This window comes from Pseudomonas sp. NFIX28 (assembly GCF_900107395.1).
Taxonomy (GTDB): Bacteria; Pseudomonadota; Gammaproteobacteria; order Pseudomonadales; family Pseudomonadaceae; genus Aquipseudomonas.
On the sequence record NZ_FNPW01000003.1, the window covers coordinates 304,406 to 327,211 of the forward strand.

General features: G+C 60.7%; 24 protein-coding genes. 3 read left to right on the plus strand and 21 right to left on the minus strand.

The features are described 5' to 3' along the window. Nucleotides 1-4: 4 nt before the first annotated feature. The 9 genes from BLV20_RS07805 to BLV20_RS07845 all read right to left on the minus strand — a co-directional run bounded on the left by BLV20_RS07805 (nt 5) and on the right by BLV20_RS07845 (nt 7,332). Entirely contained in the window at nt 5-1,546 is a 1,542-nt protein-coding gene (locus BLV20_RS07805; protein ID WP_092299323.1) for a phage tail protein, read from the minus strand. Next, nucleotides 1,547-2,182 carry a phage tail protein I gene (locus BLV20_RS07810; protein WP_092299326.1) on the minus strand — a complete coding sequence of 212 codons (636 nt, stop codon included), beginning with the start codon at nt 2,180-2,182 and terminating at the stop codon, nt 1,547-1,549. Then, on the minus strand, nt 2,179-3,174 hold the full coding sequence (locus tag BLV20_RS07815) for a baseplate J/gp47 family protein (protein WP_092299329.1): 996 nt from the start codon (nt 3,172-3,174) through the stop codon (nt 2,179-2,181). The genes BLV20_RS07810 and BLV20_RS07815 overlap by 4 nt, the downstream gene beginning before the upstream one ends. Beyond that, nucleotides 3,171-3,503: a phage baseplate protein gene (locus BLV20_RS07820; protein ID WP_007924012.1), complete on the minus strand. Its 333-nt coding sequence runs from the start codon at nt 3,501-3,503 to the stop codon at nt 3,171-3,173. Before BLV20_RS07820 ends, BLV20_RS07815 begins: the two co-directional genes overlap by 4 nt. A 14-nt stretch (nt 3,504-3,517) precedes the next feature. Next, nucleotides 3,518-4,126, minus strand: coding sequence for a phage baseplate assembly protein V (locus BLV20_RS07825; protein ID WP_092299332.1), 609 nt, complete (start codon nt 4,124-4,126; stop codon nt 3,518-3,520). A 3-nt stretch (nt 4,127-4,129) separates the two neighbouring features. Continuing rightward, complete coding sequence (locus tag BLV20_RS07830; protein WP_092299335.1) at nt 4,130-4,654, minus strand: hypothetical protein; 525 nt, start codon at nt 4,652-4,654, stop codon at nt 4,130-4,132. Nucleotides 4,655-4,757: 103 nt separating this feature from the next. Beyond that, the gene (locus BLV20_RS07835) at nt 4,758-5,522 is read right to left on the minus strand and encodes an N-acetylmuramoyl-L-alanine amidase (RefSeq protein WP_092299338.1); all 765 of its coding nucleotides are present in this window, start codon (nt 5,520-5,522) and stop codon (nt 4,758-4,760) included. Nucleotides 5,523-5,695: 173 nt separating this feature from the next. Continuing rightward, on the minus strand, nt 5,696-6,043 hold the full coding sequence (locus BLV20_RS07840; RefSeq protein ID WP_092299341.1) for a phage holin family protein: 348 nt from the start codon (nt 6,041-6,043) through the stop codon (nt 5,696-5,698). Between the two features lie 551 nt (nt 6,044-6,594). Then, nucleotides 6,595-7,332, minus strand: coding sequence for a LexA family transcriptional regulator (locus tag BLV20_RS07845; protein WP_092299809.1), 738 nt, complete (start codon nt 7,330-7,332; stop codon nt 6,595-6,597). 196 nt (nt 7,333-7,528) lie between these two features. On the opposite strand from BLV20_RS07845, the gene mutS reads away from it, so the two are divergent. Together mutS and fdxA are read left to right on the plus strand one after the other, a co-directional pair. Continuing rightward, on the plus strand, nt 7,529-10,108 hold the full coding sequence (gene mutS, locus BLV20_RS07850; protein WP_092299344.1) for a DNA mismatch repair protein MutS: 2,580 nt from the start codon (nt 7,529-7,531) through the stop codon (nt 10,106-10,108). Between the two features lie 142 nt (nt 10,109-10,250). Then, nucleotides 10,251-10,574, plus strand: a complete 324-nt coding sequence (fdxA, locus tag BLV20_RS07855) for a ferredoxin FdxA (protein ID WP_011059555.1) — start codon at nt 10,251-10,253, stop codon at nt 10,572-10,574. 502 nt (nt 10,575-11,076) lie between these two features. Here the strand turns inward: fdxA and rpoS are convergent. The 8 genes from rpoS to BLV20_RS07895 form a co-directional block, all read right to left on the minus strand. Beyond that, nucleotides 11,077-12,081: an RNA polymerase sigma factor RpoS gene (gene rpoS, locus BLV20_RS07860; protein WP_092299347.1), complete on the minus strand. Its 1,005-nt coding sequence runs from the start codon at nt 12,079-12,081 to the stop codon at nt 11,077-11,079. Nucleotides 12,082-12,187: 106 nt separating this feature from the next. Continuing rightward, nucleotides 12,188-13,021, minus strand: coding sequence for a peptidoglycan DD-metalloendopeptidase family protein (locus tag BLV20_RS07865; protein ID WP_092299350.1), 834 nt, complete (start codon nt 13,019-13,021; stop codon nt 12,188-12,190). A 209-nt stretch (nt 13,022-13,230) separates the two neighbouring features. Next, nucleotides 13,231-13,866 (minus strand): protein-L-isoaspartate(D-aspartate) O-methyltransferase, encoded by a 636-nt coding sequence (locus BLV20_RS07870; protein WP_175540158.1) that lies wholly within the window; start codon nt 13,864-13,866, stop codon nt 13,231-13,233. A 41-nt stretch (nt 13,867-13,907) separates the two neighbouring features. Next, nucleotides 13,908-14,657: a 5'/3'-nucleotidase SurE gene (gene surE, locus BLV20_RS07875; protein ID WP_092299356.1), complete on the minus strand. Its 750-nt coding sequence runs from the start codon at nt 14,655-14,657 to the stop codon at nt 13,908-13,910. Next, nucleotides 14,645-15,703, minus strand: a complete 1,059-nt coding sequence (gene truD / locus BLV20_RS07880) for a tRNA pseudouridine(13) synthase TruD (protein WP_092299359.1) — start codon at nt 15,701-15,703, stop codon at nt 14,645-14,647. The genes surE and truD overlap by 13 nt, the downstream gene beginning before the upstream one ends. Continuing rightward, nucleotides 15,700-16,173: a 2-C-methyl-D-erythritol 2,4-cyclodiphosphate synthase gene (gene ispF / locus BLV20_RS07885; RefSeq protein ID WP_092299362.1), complete on the minus strand. Its 474-nt coding sequence runs from the start codon at nt 16,171-16,173 to the stop codon at nt 15,700-15,702. Before ispF ends, truD begins: the two co-directional genes overlap by 4 nt. 52 nt (nt 16,174-16,225) lie before the next feature. Beyond that, nucleotides 16,226-17,071: an S-formylglutathione hydrolase gene (fghA, locus tag BLV20_RS07890; protein WP_092299364.1), complete on the minus strand. Its 846-nt coding sequence runs from the start codon at nt 17,069-17,071 to the stop codon at nt 16,226-16,228. 8 nt (nt 17,072-17,079) lie between these two features. Next, on the minus strand, nt 17,080-18,192 hold the full coding sequence (locus tag BLV20_RS07895) for an S-(hydroxymethyl)glutathione dehydrogenase/class III alcohol dehydrogenase (RefSeq protein ID WP_092299367.1): 1,113 nt from the start codon (nt 18,190-18,192) through the stop codon (nt 17,080-17,082). A gap of 106 nt (nt 18,193-18,298) precedes the next feature. On the opposite strand from BLV20_RS07895, the gene BLV20_RS07900 reads away from it, so the two are divergent. Next, a complete protein-coding gene (locus BLV20_RS07900; protein ID WP_009047227.1) occupies nt 18,299-19,195 on the plus strand; it encodes a LysR substrate-binding domain-containing protein in 897 nt (298 codons plus the stop codon). A 162-nt stretch (nt 19,196-19,357) separates the two neighbouring features. On the opposite strand, the gene ispD is transcribed toward BLV20_RS07900, so the two are convergent. The 4 genes from ispD to kdsA all read right to left on the minus strand — a co-directional run bounded on the left by ispD (nt 19,358) and on the right by kdsA (nt 22,806). After that, entirely contained in the window at nt 19,358-20,065 is a 708-nt protein-coding gene (gene ispD / locus BLV20_RS07905) for a 2-C-methyl-D-erythritol 4-phosphate cytidylyltransferase (RefSeq protein WP_092299370.1), read from the minus strand. After that, nucleotides 20,062-20,340: a cell division protein FtsB gene (gene ftsB / locus BLV20_RS07910; RefSeq protein ID WP_007924039.1), complete on the minus strand. Its 279-nt coding sequence runs from the start codon at nt 20,338-20,340 to the stop codon at nt 20,062-20,064. The genes ispD and ftsB overlap by 4 nt, the downstream gene beginning before the upstream one ends. 173 nt (nt 20,341-20,513) lie before the next feature. Beyond that, nucleotides 20,514-21,803 (minus strand): phosphopyruvate hydratase, encoded by a 1,290-nt coding sequence (gene eno, locus BLV20_RS07915; RefSeq protein WP_009042397.1) that lies wholly within the window; start codon nt 21,801-21,803, stop codon nt 20,514-20,516. 157 nt (nt 21,804-21,960) lie between these two features. Continuing rightward, nucleotides 21,961-22,806, minus strand: a complete 846-nt coding sequence (gene kdsA, locus BLV20_RS07920; protein ID WP_092299373.1) for a 3-deoxy-8-phosphooctulonate synthase — start codon at nt 22,804-22,806, stop codon at nt 21,961-21,963.

Sequence of the window (22,806 nt, forward strand, 5' to 3'; positions counted from 1 at the left end):
CCCCTTAGTTACCTTTGGCCAGCCAGAAATGTTGAGAGGCGCTACTACTGCCCGAGTGGGAATAGCTAAAACCCGTATTCGTGAAGCTACCAACTTGTACCGGACCACCGCGTGTTGCAGGTGATTGCACACCGCTATCGACGTAGGTCATCTGGATATTCCAACAACGATTGGGAAACGCTTGCGGGAATGTTATCGGCGTCACAGCACCCGGTGCTGACCCACCCGTCAGCCCCCACATTTCAATTGCGCCATTAGGGGCCTTTGAATATCCAGTTATGCCGAATGAGGAAGCAAAGAGCGGAGACGTTCGCAGAGTTTCACTGCCTGAGTGGCAACGCCAAACATTCGCCTCTCGTATCGCAATGAAGTCCCCGCCAGGCGACAACGTGTAGGGAACTGTCACAGCTAGGTTGTTCATTGCCAGTTGATCCCCGGCGGCGACAGTCACCCGCGAGCTTGTGGACTGCGGCCCCGCCGATATCAACATCGCAGCCCCATCAGGTACAGTTGAAGTTGCAGGCAATGCTACCGTGACACCGCCGGCCAATTCCAAACGCTTACCGAGATCATCGCCAGTCAATGTCCGGCTTGCTGAAATGCCGGTACCTCCTCTGAAGTTCCCGAGCGCACGCGTAACGAATTCCGTAGTGGCGAGTGCTTTTGAATTGTCGAACTGCGGCGCGGTATTCGCCGTTGGGTTGGTCAGCACCGGTGAGTTGAGTGGCGCAAATCCTTTGGTGATGTTCTGGAAGGTCAGGGCCGTGGTGTCCAGAACGATAGAGCCGTCTGTAACCAGTTGCCAGATAGTGTCCGCCAACAAGGCTCCTTCCTCGACGGAAACGATTAGCCCAGACGTAACCTTGACACTTGCATCAGCGTCGTTTGAACGGGTCCAGGCACCGTTGGCAACAACATAAATGCCATTGTCCTTGGCTAGCGATTGCGCCTTCACCAGCACACGGTCCCCGGTAACCACGGCGACGCCATCGATCGTTTGAGCTCCGTTTAACACGATATTGGCCGTAGTAGCTGCCCGCACCGATTGTTTACTGTCGAGCTTCGCCAATTCATCAGCGACATAACCCGCCACCCAAGCCCTCGTCGCTTTTACCACCGTATCGTCAATCAACAACGTCACCAGCGACGCATTGCTGGTCTCGAAAATCGAGCGGATGTAGAACTCTTTCCCCGACCCGGAAGTCGCCAGCACCGGCTTGAACGACTCCGGGTACTTGACGATGGCGTAAAGGATTCCTGTATCGGTCCACAGCCCGGCCTCGCGCACATACCAGCCGCCGACCTCGGGCGGGATAGTCACTTCGGCCAACAGCCAGCTGGGGTTTTTCTCGTCCTGGAACAGGGCATTCAACGGGCCACGCCAGACTTCGCGCTTGAGTGCGGTGGCGGTCGCCGCCGGGTTGTAAACCGCGCCACCGCCGTCACCGACGGAAATCTGCGACAGCTTGATCGGTACGCCTGCCGCCTTGCAGGCAGTTTCGTAGGCGATCCCCGCATTGGTGAGCAGGGTGTAATAGTCGGCCATTTAGGACCCCTGAGGATAAATAGTGGATGTTTCGACGCTGTACAGCCCGGCGGCCATGAAGGCCTGGCCCGAGGCTTCGAGCCCCTCGACAACGATCGGATAGATAGTGGTCAACTCACCGCAGACGGTCGCAGCCGCGATGGAGTGGGAACCGAATGCGCTCAGGCCCACGGATATTGCCAAGGTGTCGCGTTCACTTTTGGCATCCGCCAGGCGCCGATCGAGGCGCGCGTCGATCTCTTCGCTATAAGGCTGCTCGGTAAAGGCCTTGACCGAAAAGCTGTAAGGCGCCCCCTGCGGACTCTGCTCGTACCAGGCGCGAACCTCGGGCCGCAATTGCAGGCCCTTGGCGGCATTTTCCAGCGCCTTGCGTGTACCGGCCTGACGGGCGGTGGGCCAGGCCAGTTCGACCGTCAAGCGTTTTTCGGCCTCGGGCGCTTCGGAGCGCCACTCGCCAACGCCACGATCAGCCGCGAGATAAGGCAAGAACTCCACCGGCGTTGCAGCGGGACTCATCAGCTGCGGAAACGGCGGCGCGACACGTTCGAGCAAGCGGGCAAAACCCAGGTCGAGCGCTCTTTCCAGAGGCGAGCTGTTGACCGGTAGGAGGCTCAGGTGAACGGCTTCATCCTTCATAGCGTCTGCACCTCAACCTCGACACCCGTGCAATACGGTGCCTGGAAAGCCGTGGTCACGATCGGTTGCAACGGTTCGAGAATTTCCAGCTGTACCGCTCCTGCCGTATGCAACGTGTAATCGATCCAGCTCGGATCCACCCGTCCTTCCAGGCGATGGCAGCTGTCCGCATAAGCCTGCAGTTGCTGCTGCGTAGCGACCTGGGTCAGTCCCGAATCGGGCCCCGGGTTGATCTTGGCCACCACGCGGATCTTGTAGGGTTTGATCTGCGCCGCCTGTACCGTCACCCGATCCGTTTCCGGCTTCACATCCGGTCGCGCAAAGTGCTGGCGCACGCCTTCGAGCAAGTCTTCGGACGGCGTGCCGTCGCCTTCCCGCGAGAGCACGGTGACCTGGACTTCGCCCGGCGCAGTACGCCGCCCGTTGCCATCCTTGATCCGCGCCGCGTAGCCGTCCGGGTCGAAGGTGTAGGTGACGGTCACCACGCCTGCGTCGGTGGAATCCACCTTTACTGTCGGCCGCTCGCCGAGGGTGAACACTTCGCGGCGGTACTGCATGCGCGAACCGGCGGCCGGCGCGTGAGGCGCCAGGTAGTAGCGCAGCCGGGCATCCTCGTCGCTTTCGTAGACCGCGGGGACTGGCGGAAAAGCCGCCGGATCGCCCGGGTCGAGCAACTGCCGTTCCAGGCCCATGTCCGCCAGGCGCGCATCGAGATTGCTGCCGGTGGCCCACCAGGCCAGCATCTGCTTGATGCGGGCGTTGTACTTGCGCTCGTGGGTTTGCAGGCGCAGGCAGAACGCTTCCAGCGCCAGGGTCAGCAACTCGCTTTCATTGGCCAGGCTGGCCTGGAGTTTCTGCGCGTTGGCGGGGGAACGCTGGGCCACGTAGTCGATGACGAAGGCCTTGAACTCGGCCAGCAGCGGCTCGAACTCTTCGACGGTGACAATGGCCGGCTCGGCCAACTGGTGTTCACCGGGTATCAGCATGCTCATGTCACGACCTCGAACGTCTGTTGGCGGTTTTTCCAGGTGCCGGCGAAGCGCAGCAGCAGCCCGGCGCCGCGGCGGCTGGCGACTATGACTTGCGGTTCGAAATCGCCGATGCCGTTCTGCTCGTTGTAGAACGCCTGCGCGGCATGGCTCTGGGCGAGGATCAGCAGGTCATCGCCGAGGTTCTGGCCCAGCAGGTCGGGAATCAGCGAACCGTATAAAGGACGCTTCTGCCGCGTGCCCAGCGGCGTGGTCAGGGCGCGGGTCGCGCGCTGCACGAACTGCAGCCAGTCATCGACCGCGGCGCCGGTGTTTCTATCGACTCCAATCATGGGAAGCCTCTTAATCAAGGGCTGATAACGCGGCCCTGGTGTTCCACCAAGGGGCCGCTGAAGTGGATGCCGGCGCTGTCGAGCAAGATGCCGACCGCGCCCAGCCGCAGCTCGATCGCCTCGGGCCTCATCGCCAGCCGGGCGGGACCGATGCTCAACTCGACCGCCTCGCGGGAGGCGGTCAGCGCGGTCGGGCCGTTGCTCCAGCTCAAGACATGGCCGGCATCGTCGTAACTGCTTTGGGTGCCATCGGCGTATTGGCGGCGGGTCAGCGCGGCCAGGGTCGACACCGGTGGAAAGCGGTCGCAGTTGAGGCCGAACAGCGCCACCGACTGCGCACCGCCGTCGCCGCCACCGTAATTGAGCAGCAGGCATTGCTCGCCCACCGAAGGAATGCGCGATTCGCTTTGCGCCCCGGCGCTGGGGTTGAAGAAGGGGATCGCCGGCGTCAGCAGCTCTCCGTGGCTGACCCGGCAGGTATTGCTGGCCGCATCGACGGCCTGGCACACACCGATCCGGCAATGGTTTTCCGCGCGCCGGTGCAAGTCATCGAGTTCGGTTTCCATTTCGGCCAGCCGCTCGATGATCGGACCCAGCTGCAGGCGCAGCAGCTCGTCAAACATGGCTCAGCCCTCCAGTGCTTGGTATTGGTCGGGATCGTCGATATTCGACACTTCCCAGGTGCGGGCGAACTTCGGTATGCCGGTCGGGTCGTCGAGCAATGGCGGCCCCAGATACAGCGTCTGGGTAAACGACAGGGTCCAGGCGGCGTACCGCTGCTCGCCGCGAATCAGCGTCGAGGGCAAGCCCTCGAGGTTCATCGGCAGATCGCATTGCGCTGCCGGCAGGCCCCAGCGGTTATCCGTGGCCAGGTCTTTCAGCGCGCTGGCCAAATCACAGGCCTCGAACCCGGAACGCTCGGTCCCCACGGCCGCCACGCCTTGCAGCGAGACTGTCAGGACATGGGCAATACGCCCTTCCTGGCTGCGCATGCCCGGGGCATCGCGTTCGATCGCAATCAGCACCCAGGGCTGGTCGAGCGCAGCATCGAAGTCCTGCTGACTGCCGACCTTGAGGCCCAGGCCCGCCCCTCGCAGGGTCTCGGCAATGGCGGAAAACAGCTGCGACGGCTTGTCGATGACAGCAGGCATAGGGGGGCTTCCTGTTCAGGTATCAGGGCTTGGAATAGCCGAGGGGACAGTGCGCTTGAGCAGTGCTTTTGCTCGCCGCGAAGGGTCAACCGATCGCTCTGGATCAGGCGTATTTCTCGTTCAGCGCATACAGAATCGCGCAGGTTTCCACATCCAGTTTCCCGGCGTAGTTCTTCGGCCGGAAGTGCATCTGGAATGCCCGTACCAGCGACTGGAAGAAGTCATCCGTCACCTCGGCCGGCACGCCATAGCCGTAGGTGGCGAAAGCCTTGAGCACTTCGGCACGTTCGGGCAGCCCTGCGGCGCGGAATTGCTGGGCGTATTTCTTTTTGGTCGGTTCGTCGTACCAGGCGCCAATACCGGCCTTGTAAAGTTCTTTCCACGGCAGCTTGGGACCCGGATCGGATTTGCGGCCCACGGCGATATCGGCGTGGCCCACCACGTTTTTCGGCGACAGGTCCGGATAACGCTGGAGAATGTTCAAGGCCAACTGCTTGAGCGCCTCGACCTGCGAGCGTTGGTATTCCGGGAAGGTGAAGACGCCATTGACGTCGGTGGCCTCGTTGACGATCTCGATGCCGATGGAAGTGTCGTTCAAGCCGCTGCGGCCGGCCCAGTCACTGACGCCGGCATGCCAGGCGCGGTCTTCCTCGGCCACCAGGTTGAAAATCCTCTGCTCCTGGAAACCCGCCGCCTGGTACGTAGGGTCCTGTACCGCGGGGATCAGGTAATGGGCACTCGCCGCGCCAGTGGTCAGGGCCTTGACCGATGCCTCGAAGTTCAAGGCGGTGTAATGCAGCACCAGGAACCGCACCCGCTTGTTGTAGGGCGCGAGGGTGCGATAGCTGTTGTAGTCGATTGGGATCATGGCTTGCCTCTCTTTGCAGCGAATTGGCGTACGACGCTGGGCCGTACCTGGCTCCTCCTCGGCGGAAGGATTGATGAGGTGTCGTGGCGCACGAGTCGGTGGCCTGCCTCGGGCAGGTAGCTACAGGGCGCAAAGGGCGACGCAGTGGGTTGGCGAATGCGTGTGGCAGTTGCTCAGGCGTCCGAGCGGGGATCCTTGGGCGGAACCTCGCAGACGCCAAGCCGCTTGGCGGCCCAGCGTTCGTAAAGGCCGATGGCCACATCGGCGCCGGCCATGGCGGTCAGGCAACCGAACGCGCCGGCGGTCCAGATCGACACGCCAGCGGCGTACAGCAGCATGATGGTCGAGACCCCGCAGATCACGCAGGCCCCGGAGCGCAGAGCCAGACGCCGTATCAGCAACCAGCCGCGAGCGCCCTCCTTGTCGGCGCGCCACATTTCGCCGGACACCCCACCCACCAGGGCAAGGACGATGACAAGCCAGATGGGCATGTCCAGCAACGCTTGTTGCTCGTTTGTCATGTCACTCCTCCTGAGTGGAAAAGGCCAATGGGCTGGCCTGGTATTCAATTGGCTTGTGTATCAATCGTGCATATCCCGGTGTGACCCACGATAGGTAGGCATTCCAAAAAGCCCGGTTGCCCGGGCTTTTCAGTAATGCGGTCCTTCGCTTTCCTTTAAGTGGCTACACAAAAAGGAAACTGACTTTTCGGCGCTACTGGCGCGGTACGAGTCCATTCAAATTGTTCCTCCGACCGCGGTCCCTGCCCGCCGGATAACTGTTCACGGTGCTTTACGCTGCACACCCGGGTCAGTTGCCAACCCTCTGAACCGTCGAGGCCGGTTCATCGCTGCCTTTGCTTTTGCCACTAAAGAGCGGTGTTGCTCGCCGCTGTCGGGCGGCTTGGAACGAATAATATGCATGGATGCATATACAGTCAATGCACAAATGCATTTATTTATGCATGAGAAATGCGCGTGCGCATGGAAGCCGCATAAACAAAGGCGCGGGAGTTTTTCGTGGGGCACAAAAAAGCCCGCTCGATGGCGGGCTTTGCTGTTATGGGGCGCGGTTATCGGGCGTACATGCCCCACCAGAAGACGTGGCCGAGGATGACGATCTGTTCTTCCTGCATTTCCTGGAAGCTGTAGTCCTCATCCGGATGTTCGTCGCGGTTGAAACTGCGCAGGCGAATACCGGACGGCAGGCGATAGAGCTGCTTCACCCGCAGTTGACCGTTATGGTTGATGGCATACAAGTCGCCGTCGATGATGTCGCCAATACCGCACTTGCCGGCATTGACCCCCACCGTGGCACCGTCGCGCAGCACCGGCAGCATGCTGTTGCCGCGTACCGTCACGCATTTGGCCTGGTCGAACTGCACACCGTTGTGCCGCAGGCTGCGCTTGCCGAAGCGCAGGCTGGAGCGCTCGCTTTCCTCGATGACGAATCTTCCTGATCCCGCAGCCAATTCAACCTCGCGAAGAAAGGGGACCGACACCTCGTCGTCATCGACGGGCGTATCGTCGTCCCACAGGCTTATGTCCTTGAGTTGCGAATGCGGATCGTCGTGCACGGCAACTGACCGGGCAGGCGTGACAACCGCGCGCCCGCGCAGTTGATCGGTGCTCACCTGGAAGTACTCGGCGATCCGCGAGATGTGTTTGTCCGAAGGATCGACAATCTTGCCGCTGAGGATCCGCGAAAGGGTGGATTGAGGCACGCCGGTACGCCGATGGAGTTCCGTGGGGGAAATGCCATCGCGATCGAGCAGCTCTCTTAAGACGGTAGAAACGTTGCGCTTTTGCATAACGCGCATATTGCGGGTTATTTTCGCCGATGACAAATGCTAAAATGCATATCAATGCATAAAGCACCTAAAATCCGCCTGGGTTCATCCCTGCGAAGGTCGGACCGCCCATGTTAACCTTGCGCCCATCGCGAAAAAGCCGGGCCCATGCCCTCTGCTTTTGCTCACCCTTTCAACGAATCAATCTGACGACCCGATGAATAAAGCGCTCACCGATCTGTCCTCCCACACGCCGATGATGCAGCAATACTGGCGCCTCAAGAACCAGCACCCCGATCAGCTGATGTTCTATCGCATGGGCGACTTCTACGAAATCTTCTATGAAGACGCGAAGAAGGCCGCCAAATTGCTGGACATCACCCTGACCGCGCGCGGGCAGTCGGCGGGCCAGGCGATTCCGATGTGCGGGATTCCCTATCACGCCGCCGAAGGCTACCTGGCCAAGCTGGTGAAGCTCGGCGAATCGGTGGTGATCTGTGAACAGGTCGGCGACCCGGCCACCAGCAAAGGCCCGGTGGAGCGCCAGGTGGTGCGCATCATCACCCCGGGCACCGTCAGCGACGAAGCGCTGCTCGACGAACGTCGGGATAACCTGATTGCGGCAGTGCTGGGCGACGAGCGCCTGTTCGGCCTCGCGGTGCTAGACATCACCAGTGGCAATTTCACGGTCCTGGAAATCAAGGGCTGGGAAAACCTGCTGGCCGAGCTGGAACGCATCAACCCGGTGGAACTGTTGATCCCGGATGACTGGCCACAAGGCCTGCCGGCGGAAAAACGCCGTGGCGTACGCCGTCGCGCGCCCTGGGACTTCGAACGCGACTCGGCCCACAAGAGTCTGTGCCAGCAGTTCTCTACCCAGGACCTCAAGGGTTTCGGCTGCGAGAACCTGACCCTGGCCATCGGCGCCGCGGGCTGCCTGCTGAGCTATGCCAAGGAAACCCAGCGCACCGCCCTGCCCCACTTGCGCAGCCTGCGCCACGAACGCCTGGACGACACCGTGGTGCTCGACGGTGCTAGCCGGCGTAACCTGGAACTGGACACCAACCTCGCCGGTGGCCGCGACAATACCCTGCAATCGGTGGTCGACCGTTGCCAAACCGCAATGGGCAGCCGCCTGTTGACCCGCTGGCTGAACCGCCCGCTGCGCGACTTGAAGGTCCTGCAGGCGCGGCAGACTTCGATTGGCTGCCTGCTGGACGGTTACCGCTTCGAAAGGCTGCAACCGCAGCTCAAGGAAATCGGCGATATCGAGCGGATCCTTGCCCGTATCGGCCTGCGCAACGCTCGTCCCCGAGACTTGGCGCGCCTGCGCGATGCCCTGGCGGCGCTGCCGGAACTGCAAGTGGCAATGACCGAGCTCGAGGCCGAGCACCTGGCTCAACTGGCGGTGACCACCAGTACCTACCCGGAACTGGCCGCGCTGCTGGAAAAAGCCATCATCGATAACCCGCCAGCAGTGATCCGCGACGGCGGCGTGCTGAAGACCGGTTACGACGCCGAGCTGGACGAGTTGCAATCGCTGAGCGAAAACGCCGGCCAGTTCCTGATCGACCTGGAAGCCCGGGAAAAAGCCCGTACCGGCCTGGCCAACCTGAAAGTCGGCTACAACCGGATTCACGGCTACTTCATCGAATTGCCGAGCAAGCAGGCCGAACAGGCCCCGGCGGACTACATCCGGCGCCAGACCCTTAAAGGTGCCGAACGCTTTATCACCCCGGAGCTCAAGGCTTTCGAGGACAAGGCGCTGTCCGCCAAGAGCCGCGCCCTGGCTCGCGAAAAGATGCTCTACGAAGCCCTGCTGGAAACCCTGATCGGCCACCTGCCACCGCTGCAGGACACCGCCGGAGCGCTGGCCGAGCTGGATGTATTGAGCAACCTGGCCGAGCGCGCACTGAACCTCGACCTCAATTGCCCACGTTTCGTCAGCGAACCGTGCATGCGTATCACCCAGGGCCGTCACCCGGTGGTCGAGCAGGTCCTGACCACGCCGTTCGTGGCCAACGACCTGAGCCTGGACGATCACACCCGGATGCTGGTGATTACCGGACCGAACATGGGCGGTAAATCCACCTATATGCGGCAAACAGCGTTGATCGTGCTGCTGGCCCATATCGGCAGCTTCGTCCCGGCGGCCAGCTGCGAGCTGTCGCTGGTCGACCGCATCTTTACCCGGATCGGCTCCAGCGATGACCTGGCCGGCGGCCGTTCCACCTTCATGGTGGAAATGAGCGAAACCGCCAACATCCTGCATAACGCCACGGACCGCAGCCTGGTGCTGATGGATGAAGTGGGCCGCGGCACCAGTACTTTCGACGGTTTGTCCCTGGCCTGGGCTGCGGCAGAACGTCTCGCCCAACTGCGCGCCTACACCCTGTTCGCCACCCATTACTTTGAGCTTACTGTCCTGCCGGAAAGCGAACCTCTGGTGGCCAACGTCCACCTCAACGCCACCGAGCACAATGAGCGCATCGTGTTCTTGCACCATGTGCTGCCGGGTCCTGCCAGCCAGAGCTATGGCCTGGCCGTGGCCCAGCTGGCGGGGGTTCCAAGCAATGTGATCGTCCGTGCTCGCGAGCACCTGAGTCGCCTGGAGACCACCAGCCTGCCCCATGAAGCGCCGTCTCCGGTAGCGGGCAAGCCATCGGTTCCCCAGCAAAGCGACATGTTCGCCAGCCTGCCGCACCCGGTGCTCGACGACCTGGCCAAGCTCGACCTGGATGACATGACCCCGCGCAAGGCACTGGAAATGCTCTATACATTGAAGACACGCATCTAACGCTGATGCTTTCAAGCTGTTAGAATCTCGCGCGGTTTGGGATGCTGCGGACTATTAGCCTGGTTCGCAGATTATCGCTCCCGAACCTGGCGACCCCGTCGTGAAGGGGCTCCGCTGCCGCCGCCTGAGGAGAGAATTAGAAATGACCTTCGTCGTCACCGACAACTGCATCAAGTGCAAGTACACCGACTGCGTAGAAGTCTGTCCGGTGGACTGCTTTTACGAAGGCCCGAACTTCCTGGTGATTCACCCGGATGAGTGCATTGACTGCGCGCTGTGCGAGCCTGAATGCCCCGCTGTAGCGATTTTCTCCGAGGACGAAGTTCCGGAAGAGATGCAGGAGTTCATTCAGTTGAACGTTGAGCTGGCCGAAATCTGGCCCAACATCACTGAGAAGAAAGATCCCCTGCCCGACGCAGAAGAGTGGGATGGCGTCAAAGGCAAGATCAAGGATCTCGAACGCTGATTACCCCGCGTTCCCAAAAAAGGCCCGTTACGGGCCTTTTTGCTGTTCCGGATTCGCTTTTGCGCAGGCAAAAAAAAGGGGCGGTATGACCCGCCCACCTTTTTTCCCTAGTCCCTGTGTTCCTTTTCATCGTCCTGATGAATCGCGTCCTGCGATGTCCTGACCATCATCCTTGATGGCTGTGTCTATCCGTCGACACAGGGCTGATATTAGAGAGTTTCCATGACAGAGCAATGGCACTGACAGCCAGGAAAACTGTCGTACATTGCGTTCCGCCTTGGAATAAACCCTTATTAATCAATAGGATGATTAAAATCTTAGGGCCAAGCAGACAACTTTCATACAGTATAAAAACCGAACACTTACGAAAGAGTAAGCCTTTACTTACACGCTCTTTCAGCTATTGAGCGTTCACTGGAAAACTTCACTCACTTTCTTATTGATCACCCAATAAAAAGCCCCGAACTTGTCGGGGCTCTTCACGGCAGGATTGCTCGTGCCGTTACTGGAACAGCGACTCGCTGGAAAGGCCGTTCTTTTCGAGGATCTCGCGCAGGCGCTTGAGACCTTCGACCTGGATCTGGCGTACCCGCTCTCGGGTAAGCCCGATCTCCAGGCCCACATCTTCCAGGGTGCTGCTTTCATGGCCGCGCAAGCCGAAGCGGCGAACCACTACTTCACGCTGCTTGTCGGTCAGTTCGGAAAGCCACTGATCGATGCTTTGCGACAGGTCGTCATCCTGCAGCAGCTCGCACGGATCGGTTGGGCGATCGTCGGTGAGGGTGTCCAGCAGGGTTTTATCCGAATCCGGACCCAGCGAGACGTCGACTGAAGACACCCGCTCATTGAGACCCAGCATGCGCTTGACCTCACCTACCGGTTTCTCCAGCAGGTTGGCGATTTCTTCAGGGGAAGGTTCATGGTCGAGTTTCTGAGTCAGCTCACGTGCTGCCCGCAGGTAGACGTTGAGCTCTTTGACCACATGAATCGGCAGCCGGATAGTCCGGGTCTGGTTCATGATTGCCCGTTCGATGGTTTGACGGATCCACCAGGTGGCATAGGTCGAGAAGCGGAAACCGCGCTCCGGGTCGAACTTCTCCACCGCCCGGATCAAACCGAGGTTGCCCTCTTCGATGAGGTCCAGCAGCGAAAGCCCGCGATTGACATAGCGTCGGGCGATTTTCACCACCAGACGCAGGTTGCTTTCAATCATGCGCTTGCGCCCGGCCGGATCGCCACTTTGCGAAAGACGCGCAAAATGAACTTCTTCTTCCGGAGAGAGCAATGGGGAAAAGCCGATTTCATTGAGATACAGCTGCGTCGCGTCAAGCGCCCGCGTGTAATCAATGTATTTATGTTGTTTCAATGAAGCGGAGTGTTTGGATTTGGCACGAACTGAAGGTACAGCAGATCCCTCATTCGACATCGAATCAGCGGCGATATCCGTCTCCATAAGGAGAACTTCATCGTCGATGTCAAACTCCGGCACTTCTTTACTGAGAGCCATTGTTATAGTCCTTTGGTGAGTTCGACCTCAGGCTCAAGCGACGCCTTTATCCTTGGCAGCGCTGGAACCTGTTCCCTCTACGTGACGGAACAGGCTTGGTAACGGATCAACGACGTGGCAGGAATTGCAGCGGATCTACAGGTTTACCTTGTCGGCGAATCTCAAAGTGCAGTTTCACCCGGTCTGTACCAGTTGACCCCATTTCGGCAATTGTCTGTCCGACTTTGACCTGCTGCCCCTCCCGAACCAACAGCCTACGGTTGTGGCCGTAAGCACTTACGTAGGTATCGCTGTGTTTGATGATGACTAATTCGCCGTAGCCCCTTAAGCCACTCCCGGCGTAAACCACCGTCCCATCAGACGCAGCTAAAACAGGCTGTCCCAAATCCCCGGCGATATCAACGCCTTTATTCAAACTACCGTTTGAAGAGAATTTTCCAATCAGAATACCGTTCGCAGGCCAGCCCCAGCCCTTTGGCGCGGGGCCTGCAGGCGGTAATGGAGCTGGCGCGGGCTGGCTCGCAATCGTTGGCGTGGCCCCTGCCGGACGACGAATTACCGTGGTTTTACTTGAGGAAGATGCACTGGAAACCGACTTTGTAACCACGGCTGTCGGGGCCGAACCCGAGCGACCGTCGAAGCGGATGGTTTGCCCCGGATGGATGGTGTAGGGCTCGGCGATATTGTTGCGTGCGGCCAGGGCCTTGTAGTCCCAGCCATAACGGAAGGCGATCGAAAACAGGGTGTCGCCGCGACGAACCGTGTATTGCCCCGTGGTCACAGTCGGACGCTGCGGCACCGCGGTATTGCGATCGACGACCCGGGCACTGCTGGACTTGTTGCTGGAACACGCGACCAACAGGGAACTCAAGACAAGGCCAATCACCAGTCGCTGAAAGCTTTTTGTACCCATACGCTGCGCAATGACTGTGAGACTCACCCGCCGCTCCCTTTGTGGTGGTTGAAAATAAATAGTGCCTGGCTCAGGCATGAAATGTCGCAAGTATAACCGGCCACCCGCGCTTTACTCCCGGCAAAGCGAAATCGGCAGGCATTGGAGTATCGATCAGAAGTTCAACGTTACTTAACCGATTGATCAGCTGTAAGACCAGGCCGATCAAACAGAATTCACCCGCCCCAAACAAATGCTCAGGCCAACGGCCCGTTGAGCAAAGGAACGAAGCGAACCGCCCCGAGAACATGTCGCGAGAACCCTTGTTCTTCACGAATGATCAACATCAGTTGCTGTACTTCGCCGGAACCGACCGGAATCACCATCCGGCCACCTGGCGCCAATTGGTCCAGCAGGGCCTGAGGTATGTCGGTAGCGACCGCCGTCACGATAATCCCGTTGTACGGCGCCAGTGCCGGCCAGCCTTCCCAGCCATCGCCCCAGCGGAATACCACGTTACGCAGGTTCAGCTCGACCAGGCGCTCCTTGGCCCGGTCCTGTAGCACCTTGATCCGCTCGACCGAAAACACCCGCTCCACCAGTTGCGACAATACCGCCGTCTGATAACCCGACCCGGTGCCGATCTCCAGCACCTTGTCCAACGGGCCCGCCGCCAGCAGCAACTCGCTCATGCGCGCCACCATATAAGGCTGCGAGATCGTCTGGTTGTGGCCGATCGGCAAGGCCGTGTCTTCATAGGCGCGATGCGCCAGGGCCTCGTCGACAAACAGATGCCGCGGCGTGCGCCGAATGACTTCCAGCACCTGGGCGTTGGACAGGCCTTCGTCGTAAAGACGCTGGATCAAGCGTTCGCGGGTCCGCTGGGAAGTCATCCCGATGCCGCGGCGCAACAAATCGTCCTGCTCGCGAGCCATCAGCGCAGCCCCTCCAGCCAGCCATCCAGACTTCTGAAGGCGTCATTGAAGGTGCGATCGAGCTGCAACGGCGTAATCGAGACATAGCCCTGCATGATGGCGTGGAAATCCGTACCTGGGCCGCCGTCCTCGGCGTCCCCGGCCGCAGCGATCCAATAACCGGCCTTGCCGCGCGGATCGACCATCTTCGTCGGCGCCGATGCCCGGGCGCGATGGCCCAGGCGGGTCAGCTGAATGCCGCGGATATGCTCGAGGGGCAGGTTGGGAATATTCACGTTCAGCACGGTACGGGGGGGCAGATCCAGCTGCCCGTGGGCCTCGACCAGTTTGCGGGCGAAATAGGCAGCGGTCGGCAAATTGTCCACTTGGCGCGAAACGAAGGAAAAGGCAAACGCCGGCAGATTCAGAAAACGCCCTTCCAGGGCTGCGGCGACGGTGCCGGAATACAGCACGTCGTCCCCCAGGTTCGCCCCGAGATTGATACCGGACACCACCATGTCCGGGTCGCGCTCCAGCAACCCGTTGAGGCCCAGGTGCACGCAATCGGTGGGAGTGCCATTGATACTGATGAACCCGTTATTCAGGGTATGCGGATGCAACGGCCGGTCGAGCGTCAGCGAGCTGCTGGCGCCGCTTTTGTCCTGGTCCGGGGCGATCACCACACACTCGGCATAATCCGCCAGCGCAGCATGAAGCGCAGCGAGACCGGGTGCTGTTACACCATCGTCGTTAGAAATCAGAATACGCATGGGCTGTCCGTCTGCCCCACCGGCACCAGATCGACGAGTTCACGCACCAATACGGTGGCGAAACATCCGGCCGGCAGGACGAATTCCAGTTGCAGAATGTCAGGCTCGGGATAATGCCACGTCAACCCGCCAATGGGCAGCCGCAGGATGCGACGTTCGTGGTTCATTCCGGCTTTAATCAACCAATCGCGCAGATCCGCTTCGTCGGCAGCCACCTGCTGTTCGAGCAACTGAGTCGCACCGGAGGCAGGCGATTCGCCTTCGCCCCACTGTGGGCCGGTCGGGTGCAAATCGAGGATGGCCAGGCGCGGATCACTGCATTCGGCTTCGCCGGCGGGAAAGAAACTGCGGCTGTCGGTGAAAGCCAGCAAGTCGCCAACCTGGGCCCGCTGCCAACTGCCGTCGACCACACGCGCCGCCAGCACTCGGTTGAACAGATAGCTGCGGGCGGTCGAGAGTAGCCGCGAACGCACGTTGCGCTGCTCCGGCAGGGCCTTGCGGGCGGCCCAATCGCGGGCATCGGCCAGGTTGCCGCCGTTATGGCCAAAACGCTGGGCGCCGAAATAATTGGGGATGCCCTGTTTGGCGATCAATTGCAGGCGCTCTTCGAGCCCCGCCTTGTCTGCCTTCAATTCGGTCAGGCGCAGGGTGAAGCCATTGGCTGCATGGGCGCCGCGTTGCAGCTTGCGCTTGTGCCGGGTCAGCTTGATGATCTTCAAGGTGTCATTTTCGGCGGCCGACAGGTCGGGGTCGGCCTTGCCGGGCAATTGCACGCTGAACCATTGCCGGGTCAGCGCCTGGCGATCCTTCAAGCCGGCATAGCTGACGGTGCGCAACGGCACGCCCGCGGCCTTGGCAATCCGCCGCGCCGCTTCTTCGGTGTTCAGGCCGCGCTTTTCCACCCACAACCACAGGTGCTCGCCTTCGCCGGTCAGCGGAATATCCAGTACTTCGTCAACCTGGAAGTCTTCGGCCGTGGCCTTCAGTACCGCGCTGCCCAGGGCTTCGCCATAGGCCCGTGGGCCCAACAGTTGCAGTTCGTTCATGCGCGCAGCAACAAGGCAACGGAATGTACGGCGATGCCTTCTTCGCGCCCGACAAAACCGAGCTTTTCGGTGGTGGTGGCCTTGACGTTCACTTGATCGAGCTCGACTTGCAGATCCGCGGCAATCAGCGCGCGCATCATTTCAATATGGGGAGCCATCTTCGGCGCCTGGGCCACGATGGTGTTATCGACATTGCCGACTTTCCAGCCCTTGGCATGGATCAGTGCGACGACATGACGCAACAGCGCACGGCTGTCGGCGCCCTTGAACTGCGGATCGGTGTCGGGAAAATGTTTGCCGATGTCGCCCAGTGCGGCAGCACCCAGCAAGGCATCGCTCAGAGCATGCAACAGCACGTCGCCGTCGGAGTGGGCGAGCAGCCCGAAACTGTGTGCAATACGCACGCCGCCCAGAGTGATGAAATCGCCTTCAGCGAAACGGTGCACATCATAGCCGTGGCCAATACGCATAAAAAAACGCCCTGATTGAGTCAGGGCGTGATTCTACCTGCTTTGGCGGACATTAGGCGCTCAGCGCGCGTGCATGATGTTGCAGGTGGTCGCCAATGAAGCTGGCGATGAAGAAATAGCTGTGGTCGTAGCCGGGTTGCAGGCGCAACGTCAGCGGGTGAGCCGCGGCTTTCGCCGCCTGTTGCAGCACTTCGGGCTTGAGCTGATTGGCCAGGAAATCATCCCGATCGCCCTGGTCCACCAGCAACGGCAGTTTTTCGCTGGCTTCCTGGATCAGCACGCTGGCATCCCATTCGCGCCACCGGGAACGCTCTTCGCCCAGGTAGCGGGAAAAGGCTTTCTGGCCCCAGGGACAATCCATCGGGTTGCTGATCGGCGCGAAGGCCGACACCGACTGATAGTGCCCCGGATTGCGCAGCGCGCAGACCAGGGCACCGTGACCGCCCATGGAATGTCCGCTGATGCCGCGCTTGTCCGAGGCCGGGAAATGCGCCTCGACCAATGCCGGCAACTCCTGCACCACGTAGTCATGCATGCGGTAATGCTCGGCCCAGGGCTGCTGGGTGGCGTTCAGGTAGAACCCGGCCCCCAGGCCGAAATCCCAGGCGCCATCCGGGTCGCCCGGCACGCCAGGACCGCGCGGGCTGGTATCCGGTGCGACAATGATCAACCCCAGTTCGGCGGCCAGGCGCTGGGCGCCGGCCTTTTGCATGAAGTTCTCGTCGGTGCAGGTCAGGCCGGACAACCAGTACAGCACCGGCAGCTTGCCGCCCTGCTCCGCCTGCGGCGGCAGGTACACGGCAAACACCATGTCGCAGCCCAGCACCTCGGAATGATGCTTGTAGCGTTTGTGCCAGCCGCCGAAGCTTTTCTGGCAGGACAGGTTTTCCAGACTCATGGCCGACCTCAGAAGTGGATGACGCTGCGGATGCTCTTGCCTTCGTGCATCAGGTCGAAGGCCTTGTTGATATCCTCCAGGCCCATGGTGTGGGTAATGAAGGTATCCAGCGGGATTTCGCCGGTCTGGGCCATTTCCACGTAGCTTGGCAGTTCGGAACGGCCACGTACGCCACCGAACGCCGAACCGCGCCAGACGCGGCCGGTAACCAGCTGGAACGGACGGGTGGAGATTTCCTGGCCGGCACCGGCGACACCGATGATGACCGACTCGCCCCAACCCTTGTGGCAGCACTCCAGCGCGGCACGCATCAATTGCACGTTACCGATGCATTCGAAGGAGAAGTCCACGCCACCGTCGGTCATGTCGACAATGACTTCCTGGATCGGCCGGTCGAAGTCTTTCGGGTTCACGCAATCGGTGGCGCCCAGCTGTTTGGCGATTTCAAACTTGGCCGGGTTGATGTCGATGGCGATGATCCGGCCGGCCTTGGCTTTCACGGCGCCAATCACCGCCGACAGGCCAATGCCGCCCAGGCCGAAGATCGCCACGGTATCGCCGGCCTTGACCTTGGCGGTGTTGATCACCGCGCCGATCCCGGTAGTGACGCCGCAACCGAGCAGGCAGACTTTCTCCAGCGGCGCTTCCTTCTGGATCTTGGCAACCGAGATTTCCGGCAGCACGGTGTACTCGGAAAAGGTCGAGGTGCCCATGTAGTGGAAAATCGGCTGGCCTTTATAGGAGAAACGGGTAGTGCCGTCCGGCATCAGGCCCTTGCCCTGGGTGGCGCGGATCGCCTGGCACAGGTTGGTCTTGCCCGACAGGCAGAATTTGCACTTGCCGCATTCCGGGGTGTACAGCGGGATCACATGATCGTCCACGGCCACCGAGGTCACGCCCTCGCCAATGGCCTCGACCACGGCGCCACCTTCATGGCCGAGGATCGATGGAAAGATACCTTCCGGATCCGCCCCGGACAGGGTGTAGGCGTCGGTATGGCAAACGCCGGAAGCAACGACCCGCAACAACACCTCGCCGGCCTTGGGCATGGCGACATCGACTTCAACGATCTCAAGGGGTTTCTTGGCCTCGAAGGCAACGGCAGCGCGCGACTTGATCATCCTGGGTCTCCAGCGAATAAAAACGAGACAGGGAGTGTAAAACAGCGCCCAGCGATAAATAATCCGGACAAAAGCAAAACATTATTGCTGCACAGGGATAATCGCCATGAACGAAAACCGCTGGGAAGGCATCGATGAGTTCGTCGCCGTGGCCGAGTGCAGCCAATTCACTGCCGCCGCGGAACGCCTCGGCGTGTCGTCTTCGCATATCAGCCGGCAGATCGTACGCCTGGAAGAGCGGCTGCAAACCCGCCTGCTGTACCGCAGTACCCGCCGGGTGACCCTGACCGAAGCCGGACAGACCTTCTTGCAGCATTGCCAGCGCCTGCAGGACGGACGCGAGGAAGCGCTGCGCGCCGTCGGCGACTTGACCAGCGAACCCAAGGGCATGCTGCGCATGACCTGCGCGGTGGCCTATGGGGAGCGTTTTATCGTGCCGCTGGTCACCAGCTTCATGGGGCTTTACCCGCAGCTGCGGGTGGATATCGAACTGAGCAACCGGCCCCTGGACCTGGTGCACGAAGGGCTGGACCTGGCCATCCGCCTTGGCCGCCTGCAAGACTCGCGGCTAGTGGCGACCCGCCTGGCGCCAAGGCGCATGTACCTCTGCGCCTCGCCGTCCTACCTGGAACGCTACGGCCGCCCCCACAGCCTGTCGGAGCTGAGCCGACACAACTGCCTGATCGGCAGTTCGGACATCTGGCAACTGGAGCAGGACGGGCGCGAGTTTTCCCAGCGAGTGCAAGGCAACTGGCGCTGCAACAGCGGGCAAGCCGTGCTGGATGCCGCGTTACAGGGCGTTGGCCTGTGCCAGCTACCGGATTACTACGTGCTGGAGCATTTACATCAGGGCACGCTGATTTCCCTGCTCGAGGCACACCAACCGCCAAATACAGCGGTGTGGGCGCTGTATCCGCAACAACGGCATCTGTCGCCCAAGGTGCGCAAGCTGGTGGACTATCTCAAGGAGGGGTTGGCCAAGCGGCCGGAATACAAGGATTGATCCGTAGCCGCTGCGGCAGGCTGCGATCGGCTATGCAGTAGCCGTCATAGCGGACAACGCGGTCGATCGATTTGAAGTACAGGACGACTGCAAAAAGCGCGTCCCGTTCCGGGCCGTTCGCAGCCTGCGGCAGCGGCTGCAGGGGGCCGCGAAAAGCTATGCTCAGCGGCGATTGGCCCAGCGCTGGCGCAACCACTCCAGGTCTTCCGGACGGGTCACCTTGAGGTTATCCGAACGCCCTTCGATCAGGCGTGGCGCCTGGCCGGCCCATTCCATCGCCGAGGCCTCATCGGTAATCGCCACATCCGCCACCAGGCTGTCGGCCAGGGCGCGGTGCAAGGCGCCAAGACGGAACATCTGCGGCGTATAAGCTTGCCAGATCAGACTGCGGTCGACGGTTTCCAACACCCGCCCGCGCTTGTCGATGCGCTTCAGGGTGTCCCGCGCCGGCACCGCGAGCAGACCGCCCACGGGGTCATCCGCCAGCTCGTCCAGCAACTTGTCCAGGTCATCCCGGGACAGGTTCGGCCGCGCGGCGTCGTGGACCAGCACCCAGTCTTCATCGGCAGCGCCCTGGGCGTGCAGATGGAGCAAGGCATTGAGGACCGATCCGGAACGCTCTGCGCCACCTTCGACCCGCTGGATCCGCGGATCGTGGGCACAGGCCAGGGTCGGCCAGTAAGGATCGTCAAGCGCCAGGCTGACCACCAGCCCCTTCAGGGAAGGATGGTCGAGGAAACAGCCGAGGCTGTGTTCGAGAATAGTGCGTCCGCCCAGTTGCAAATACTGCTTGGGACGGTCCGCGGCCATGCGGGCACCGACGCCCGCGGCAGGAATAACGGCCCAGAAGGCCGGCAGCGACTGGATCATTGGGCCAACTGGTAGAGGGTTTCACCCTCCTTGACCATGCCCAGTTCATGACGAGCCCGCTCTTCCACGGTCTCCATGCCTTTCTTCAATTCCATGACTTCCGCATCGAGTACACGATTGCGCTCCAGCAGGCGCTCGTTTTCAGCGCGCTGATCGGCAATTTGCTGAGTCAGGTCGGTTACCTGCGCCAAGCTGCCATTCCCCACCCACAGGCGGTACTGCAGGCCAGCCAGCAGCAAGAGCAAGACGAGGAACAACCAATTGGGACTGCGCATCGAATATCGGGTATCCAGTGAAAAAAGACAGCCATGCCAACAAACTTCGGTCCTACTGACAGCACGAAGCCTGGAAGAACCAGGCTTGTGCTCTTAAGGCATCAGATTAGTGGCAAAAACATCGCTGATGCGATTTTTCTGACCCAATCCGGTGTCTTTGTACCATCTGCCGCTTAGCCGCGGAACTCGCTGCGACCGTTGTACTTGGCCTTGCCATTCAACTGCTCTTCGATACGCAGCAGTTGGTTGTACTTGGAAACGCGGTCGGAACGGCACAGCGAACCGGTCTTGATCTGGCCAGCCGAAGTGCCCACGGCCAGGTCGGCAATGGTCGAATCTTCGGTTTCGCCGGAACGGTGCGAAATCACCGCGGTGTAGCCGGCGGCCTTGGCCATCTGGATGGCTTCCAGGGTTTCGGTCAAGGTGCCGATCTGGTTGAACTTGATCAGGATCGAGTTGGCGATCTTCTTGTCGATGCCTTCTTTCAGGATCTTGGTGTTGGTCACGAACAGGTCGTCGCCCACCAGCTGGGTCTTCTCGCCGATCTTGTCAGTGAGGATCTTCCAGCCAGCCCAGTCGGACTCGTCCAGGCCGTCTTCGATGGAGATGATCGGGTAACGCTCGGTCAGCCCCTTGAGATAGTCGGCGAAACCTTCAGCGGTGAACACCTGGCCTTCGCCGGACAGGTTGTACTTGCCGTCTTCGAAAAACTCGCTGGCCGCGCAGTCCAGAGCCAGGGTCACGTCGGTGCCCAGCTTGTAACCGGCGTTGGCCACGGCTTCGGAGATCACTTTCAGGGCGTCTTCGTTGGAAGCCAGGTTCGGCGCGAAACCACCTTCGTCACCCACGGCGGTGCTCAGGCCACGGGCCTTCAGCACGGCTTTGAGGTGATGGAAAATCTCGGTGCCCATGCGCAGGCCTTCGGAGAAGGACTTGGCGCCAACCGGCTGCACCATGAATTCCTGGATATCGACGTTGTTATCGGCGTGTTCGCCACCGTTGATGATGTTCATCATCGGCACCGGCATCGAATAGACACCCGGGGTACCGTTCAGGTTGGCGATGTGCGCGTACAGCGGCAGGTCCTGGTCCTGTGCAGCCGCCTTGGCCGCGGCCAGGGAAACAGCGAGGATCGCGTTGGCGCCCAGGGTTGCCTTGTTGTCGGTACCGTCCAGCTTGATCATCGCCTGATCGAGGGCTTTCTGGTCGCTTGGGTCTTTGCCCAGCAGCAGGTCACGGATCGGACCGTTGATGTTGGCTACTGCCTTCAGTACGCCCTTGCCCAGGTAACGGCTCTTGTCGCCATCACGCAGCTCCAGCGCTTCACGCGAGCCGGTGGAGGCACCGGACGGCGCGCAGGCGCTGCCGATGATGCCGTTATCGAGAAGCACGTCCGCTTCGACGGTGGGGTTGCCACGGGAGTCGAGAACTTCACGACCTTTGATGTCGACGATTTTTGCCATTGTTGTAAACACTCCAAAGTTGACGAAAACGACGCAGCTGAAGGGAATCTCTTTATCGCCGGCAAGCAGGGAACAAGGGGCAGACTTGCGGACGAAAAGGCTCAGGCCCAAGGGCCCGAGCAATTAATCGTGCGGTACTTTACCGGAGAAATCGGCTTTACGCGGTCTCTACCGTCGGAAAACTCTTAACCAGTTCGTCCAGGGCCTTGAGCTGGGCCAGGAAAGGTTCGAGCTTGTCCAGGCGCAAGGCACATGGACCGTCGCATTTGGCGTTGTCCGGATCCGGATGGGCTTCCAGGAACAGGCCAGCCAGGGACTGGCTCATGCCGGCCTTGGCCAGGTCGGTGACCTGGGCGCGGCGACCGCCGGCCGAATCGGCACGACCACCGGGCATTTGCAGCGCGTGGGTCACGTCGAAGAATACCGGGTATTCGAACTGCTTCATGATGCCGAAGCCGAGCATGTCCACCACCAGGTTGTTGTAGCCGAAGCTCGAACCACGCTCGCAGAGGATCAACTGATCGTTGCCCGCTTCTTCGCATTTACTCAGGATGTGCTTCATTTCCTGGGGTGCGAGGAACTGGGCTTTCTTGATATTGATCACTGCGCCGGTCTTGGCCATCGCGACCACCAGGTCGGTCTGGCGCGACAGGAAGGCCGGCAGTTGAATGATTTCGCAGACCTCGGCGACGACCGCGGCCTGGTGCGGCTCGTGGACGTCGGTGATGACCGGCACACCGAAGGCTTGCTTGATGTCCTGGAAGATGCGCATGCCCTCTTCCAGGCCAGGACCGCGATAAGAGGTCACAGAAGACCGGTTGGCCTTGTCGAAACTGGCCTTGAACACATAAGGGATACCGAGTTTTTCGGTGACCTTCACGTACTCTTCGCAGACCTGCATGGCCATGTCACGGCTTTCCAGCACGTTCATGCCGCCGAACAGCACCATGGGCTTGTCGTTGGCAATCTCGATGTCGCCGACGCGGATGATCTTCTGTGCCAT

Coding starts and splice junctions, on each gene's coding strand:
- BLV20_RS07805 (WP_092299323.1), bottom strand. CDS start 1,546: ATGGCCGACTATTACACCCTGCTCACCAATGCGGGGATCGCCTACGAA.
- kdsA (WP_092299373.1), bottom strand. CDS start 22,806: ATGGCACAGAAGATCATCCGCGTCGGCGACATCGAGATTGCCAACGAC.
- fdxA (WP_011059555.1), top strand. CDS start 10,251: ATGACCTTCGTCGTCACCGACAACTGCATCAAGTGCAAGTACACCGAC.
- fghA (WP_092299364.1), bottom strand. CDS start 17,071: ATGAGTCTGGAAAACCTGTCCTGCCAGAAAAGCTTCGGCGGCTGGCAC.
- BLV20_RS07895 (WP_092299367.1), bottom strand. CDS start 18,192: ATGATCAAGTCGCGCGCTGCCGTTGCCTTCGAGGCCAAGAAACCCCTT.
- mutS (WP_092299344.1), top strand. CDS start 7,529: ATGAATAAAGCGCTCACCGATCTGTCCTCCCACACGCCGATGATGCAG.
- BLV20_RS07835 (WP_092299338.1), bottom strand. CDS start 5,522: ATGATCCCAATCGACTACAACAGCTATCGCACCCTCGCGCCCTACAAC.
- BLV20_RS07810 (WP_092299326.1), bottom strand. CDS start 2,182: ATGAAGGATGAAGCCGTTCACCTGAGCCTCCTACCGGTCAACAGCTCG.
- truD (WP_092299359.1), bottom strand. CDS start 15,703: ATGAACGAACTGCAACTGTTGGGCCCACGGGCCTATGGCGAAGCCCTG.
- rpoS (WP_092299347.1), bottom strand. CDS start 12,081: ATGGCTCTCAGTAAAGAAGTGCCGGAGTTTGACATCGACGATGAAGTT.
- BLV20_RS07900 (WP_009047227.1), top strand. CDS start 18,299: ATGAACGAAAACCGCTGGGAAGGCATCGATGAGTTCGTCGCCGTGGCC.
- BLV20_RS07820 (WP_007924012.1), bottom strand. CDS start 3,503: ATGATTGGAGTCGATAGAAACACCGGCGCCGCGGTCGATGACTGGCTG.
- ispD (WP_092299370.1), bottom strand. CDS start 20,065: ATGATCCAGTCGCTGCCGGCCTTCTGGGCCGTTATTCCTGCCGCGGGC.
- eno (WP_009042397.1), bottom strand. CDS start 21,803: ATGGCAAAAATCGTCGACATCAAAGGTCGTGAAGTTCTCGACTCCCGT.
- ftsB (WP_007924039.1), bottom strand. CDS start 20,340: ATGCGCAGTCCCAATTGGTTGTTCCTCGTCTTGCTCTTGCTGCTGGCT.
- BLV20_RS07830 (WP_092299335.1), bottom strand. CDS start 4,654: ATGCCTGCTGTCATCGACAAGCCGTCGCAGCTGTTTTCCGCCATTGCC.
- ispF (WP_092299362.1), bottom strand. CDS start 16,173: ATGCGTATTGGCCACGGCTATGATGTGCACCGTTTCGCTGAAGGCGAT.
- BLV20_RS07840 (WP_092299341.1), bottom strand. CDS start 6,043: ATGACAAACGAGCAACAAGCGTTGCTGGACATGCCCATCTGGCTTGTC.
- BLV20_RS07845 (WP_092299809.1), bottom strand. CDS start 7,332: ATGCAAAAGCGCAACGTTTCTACCGTCTTAAGAGAGCTGCTCGATCGC.
- BLV20_RS07825 (WP_092299332.1), bottom strand. CDS start 4,126: ATGTTTGACGAGCTGCTGCGCCTGCAGCTGGGTCCGATCATCGAGCGG.
- BLV20_RS07870 (WP_175540158.1), bottom strand. CDS start 13,866: ATGACTTCCCAGCGGACCCGCGAACGCTTGATCCAGCGTCTTTACGAC.
- surE (WP_092299356.1), bottom strand. CDS start 14,657: ATGCGTATTCTGATTTCTAACGACGATGGTGTAACAGCACCCGGTCTC.
- BLV20_RS07815 (WP_092299329.1), bottom strand. CDS start 3,174: ATGAGCATGCTGATACCCGGTGAACACCAGTTGGCCGAGCCGGCCATT.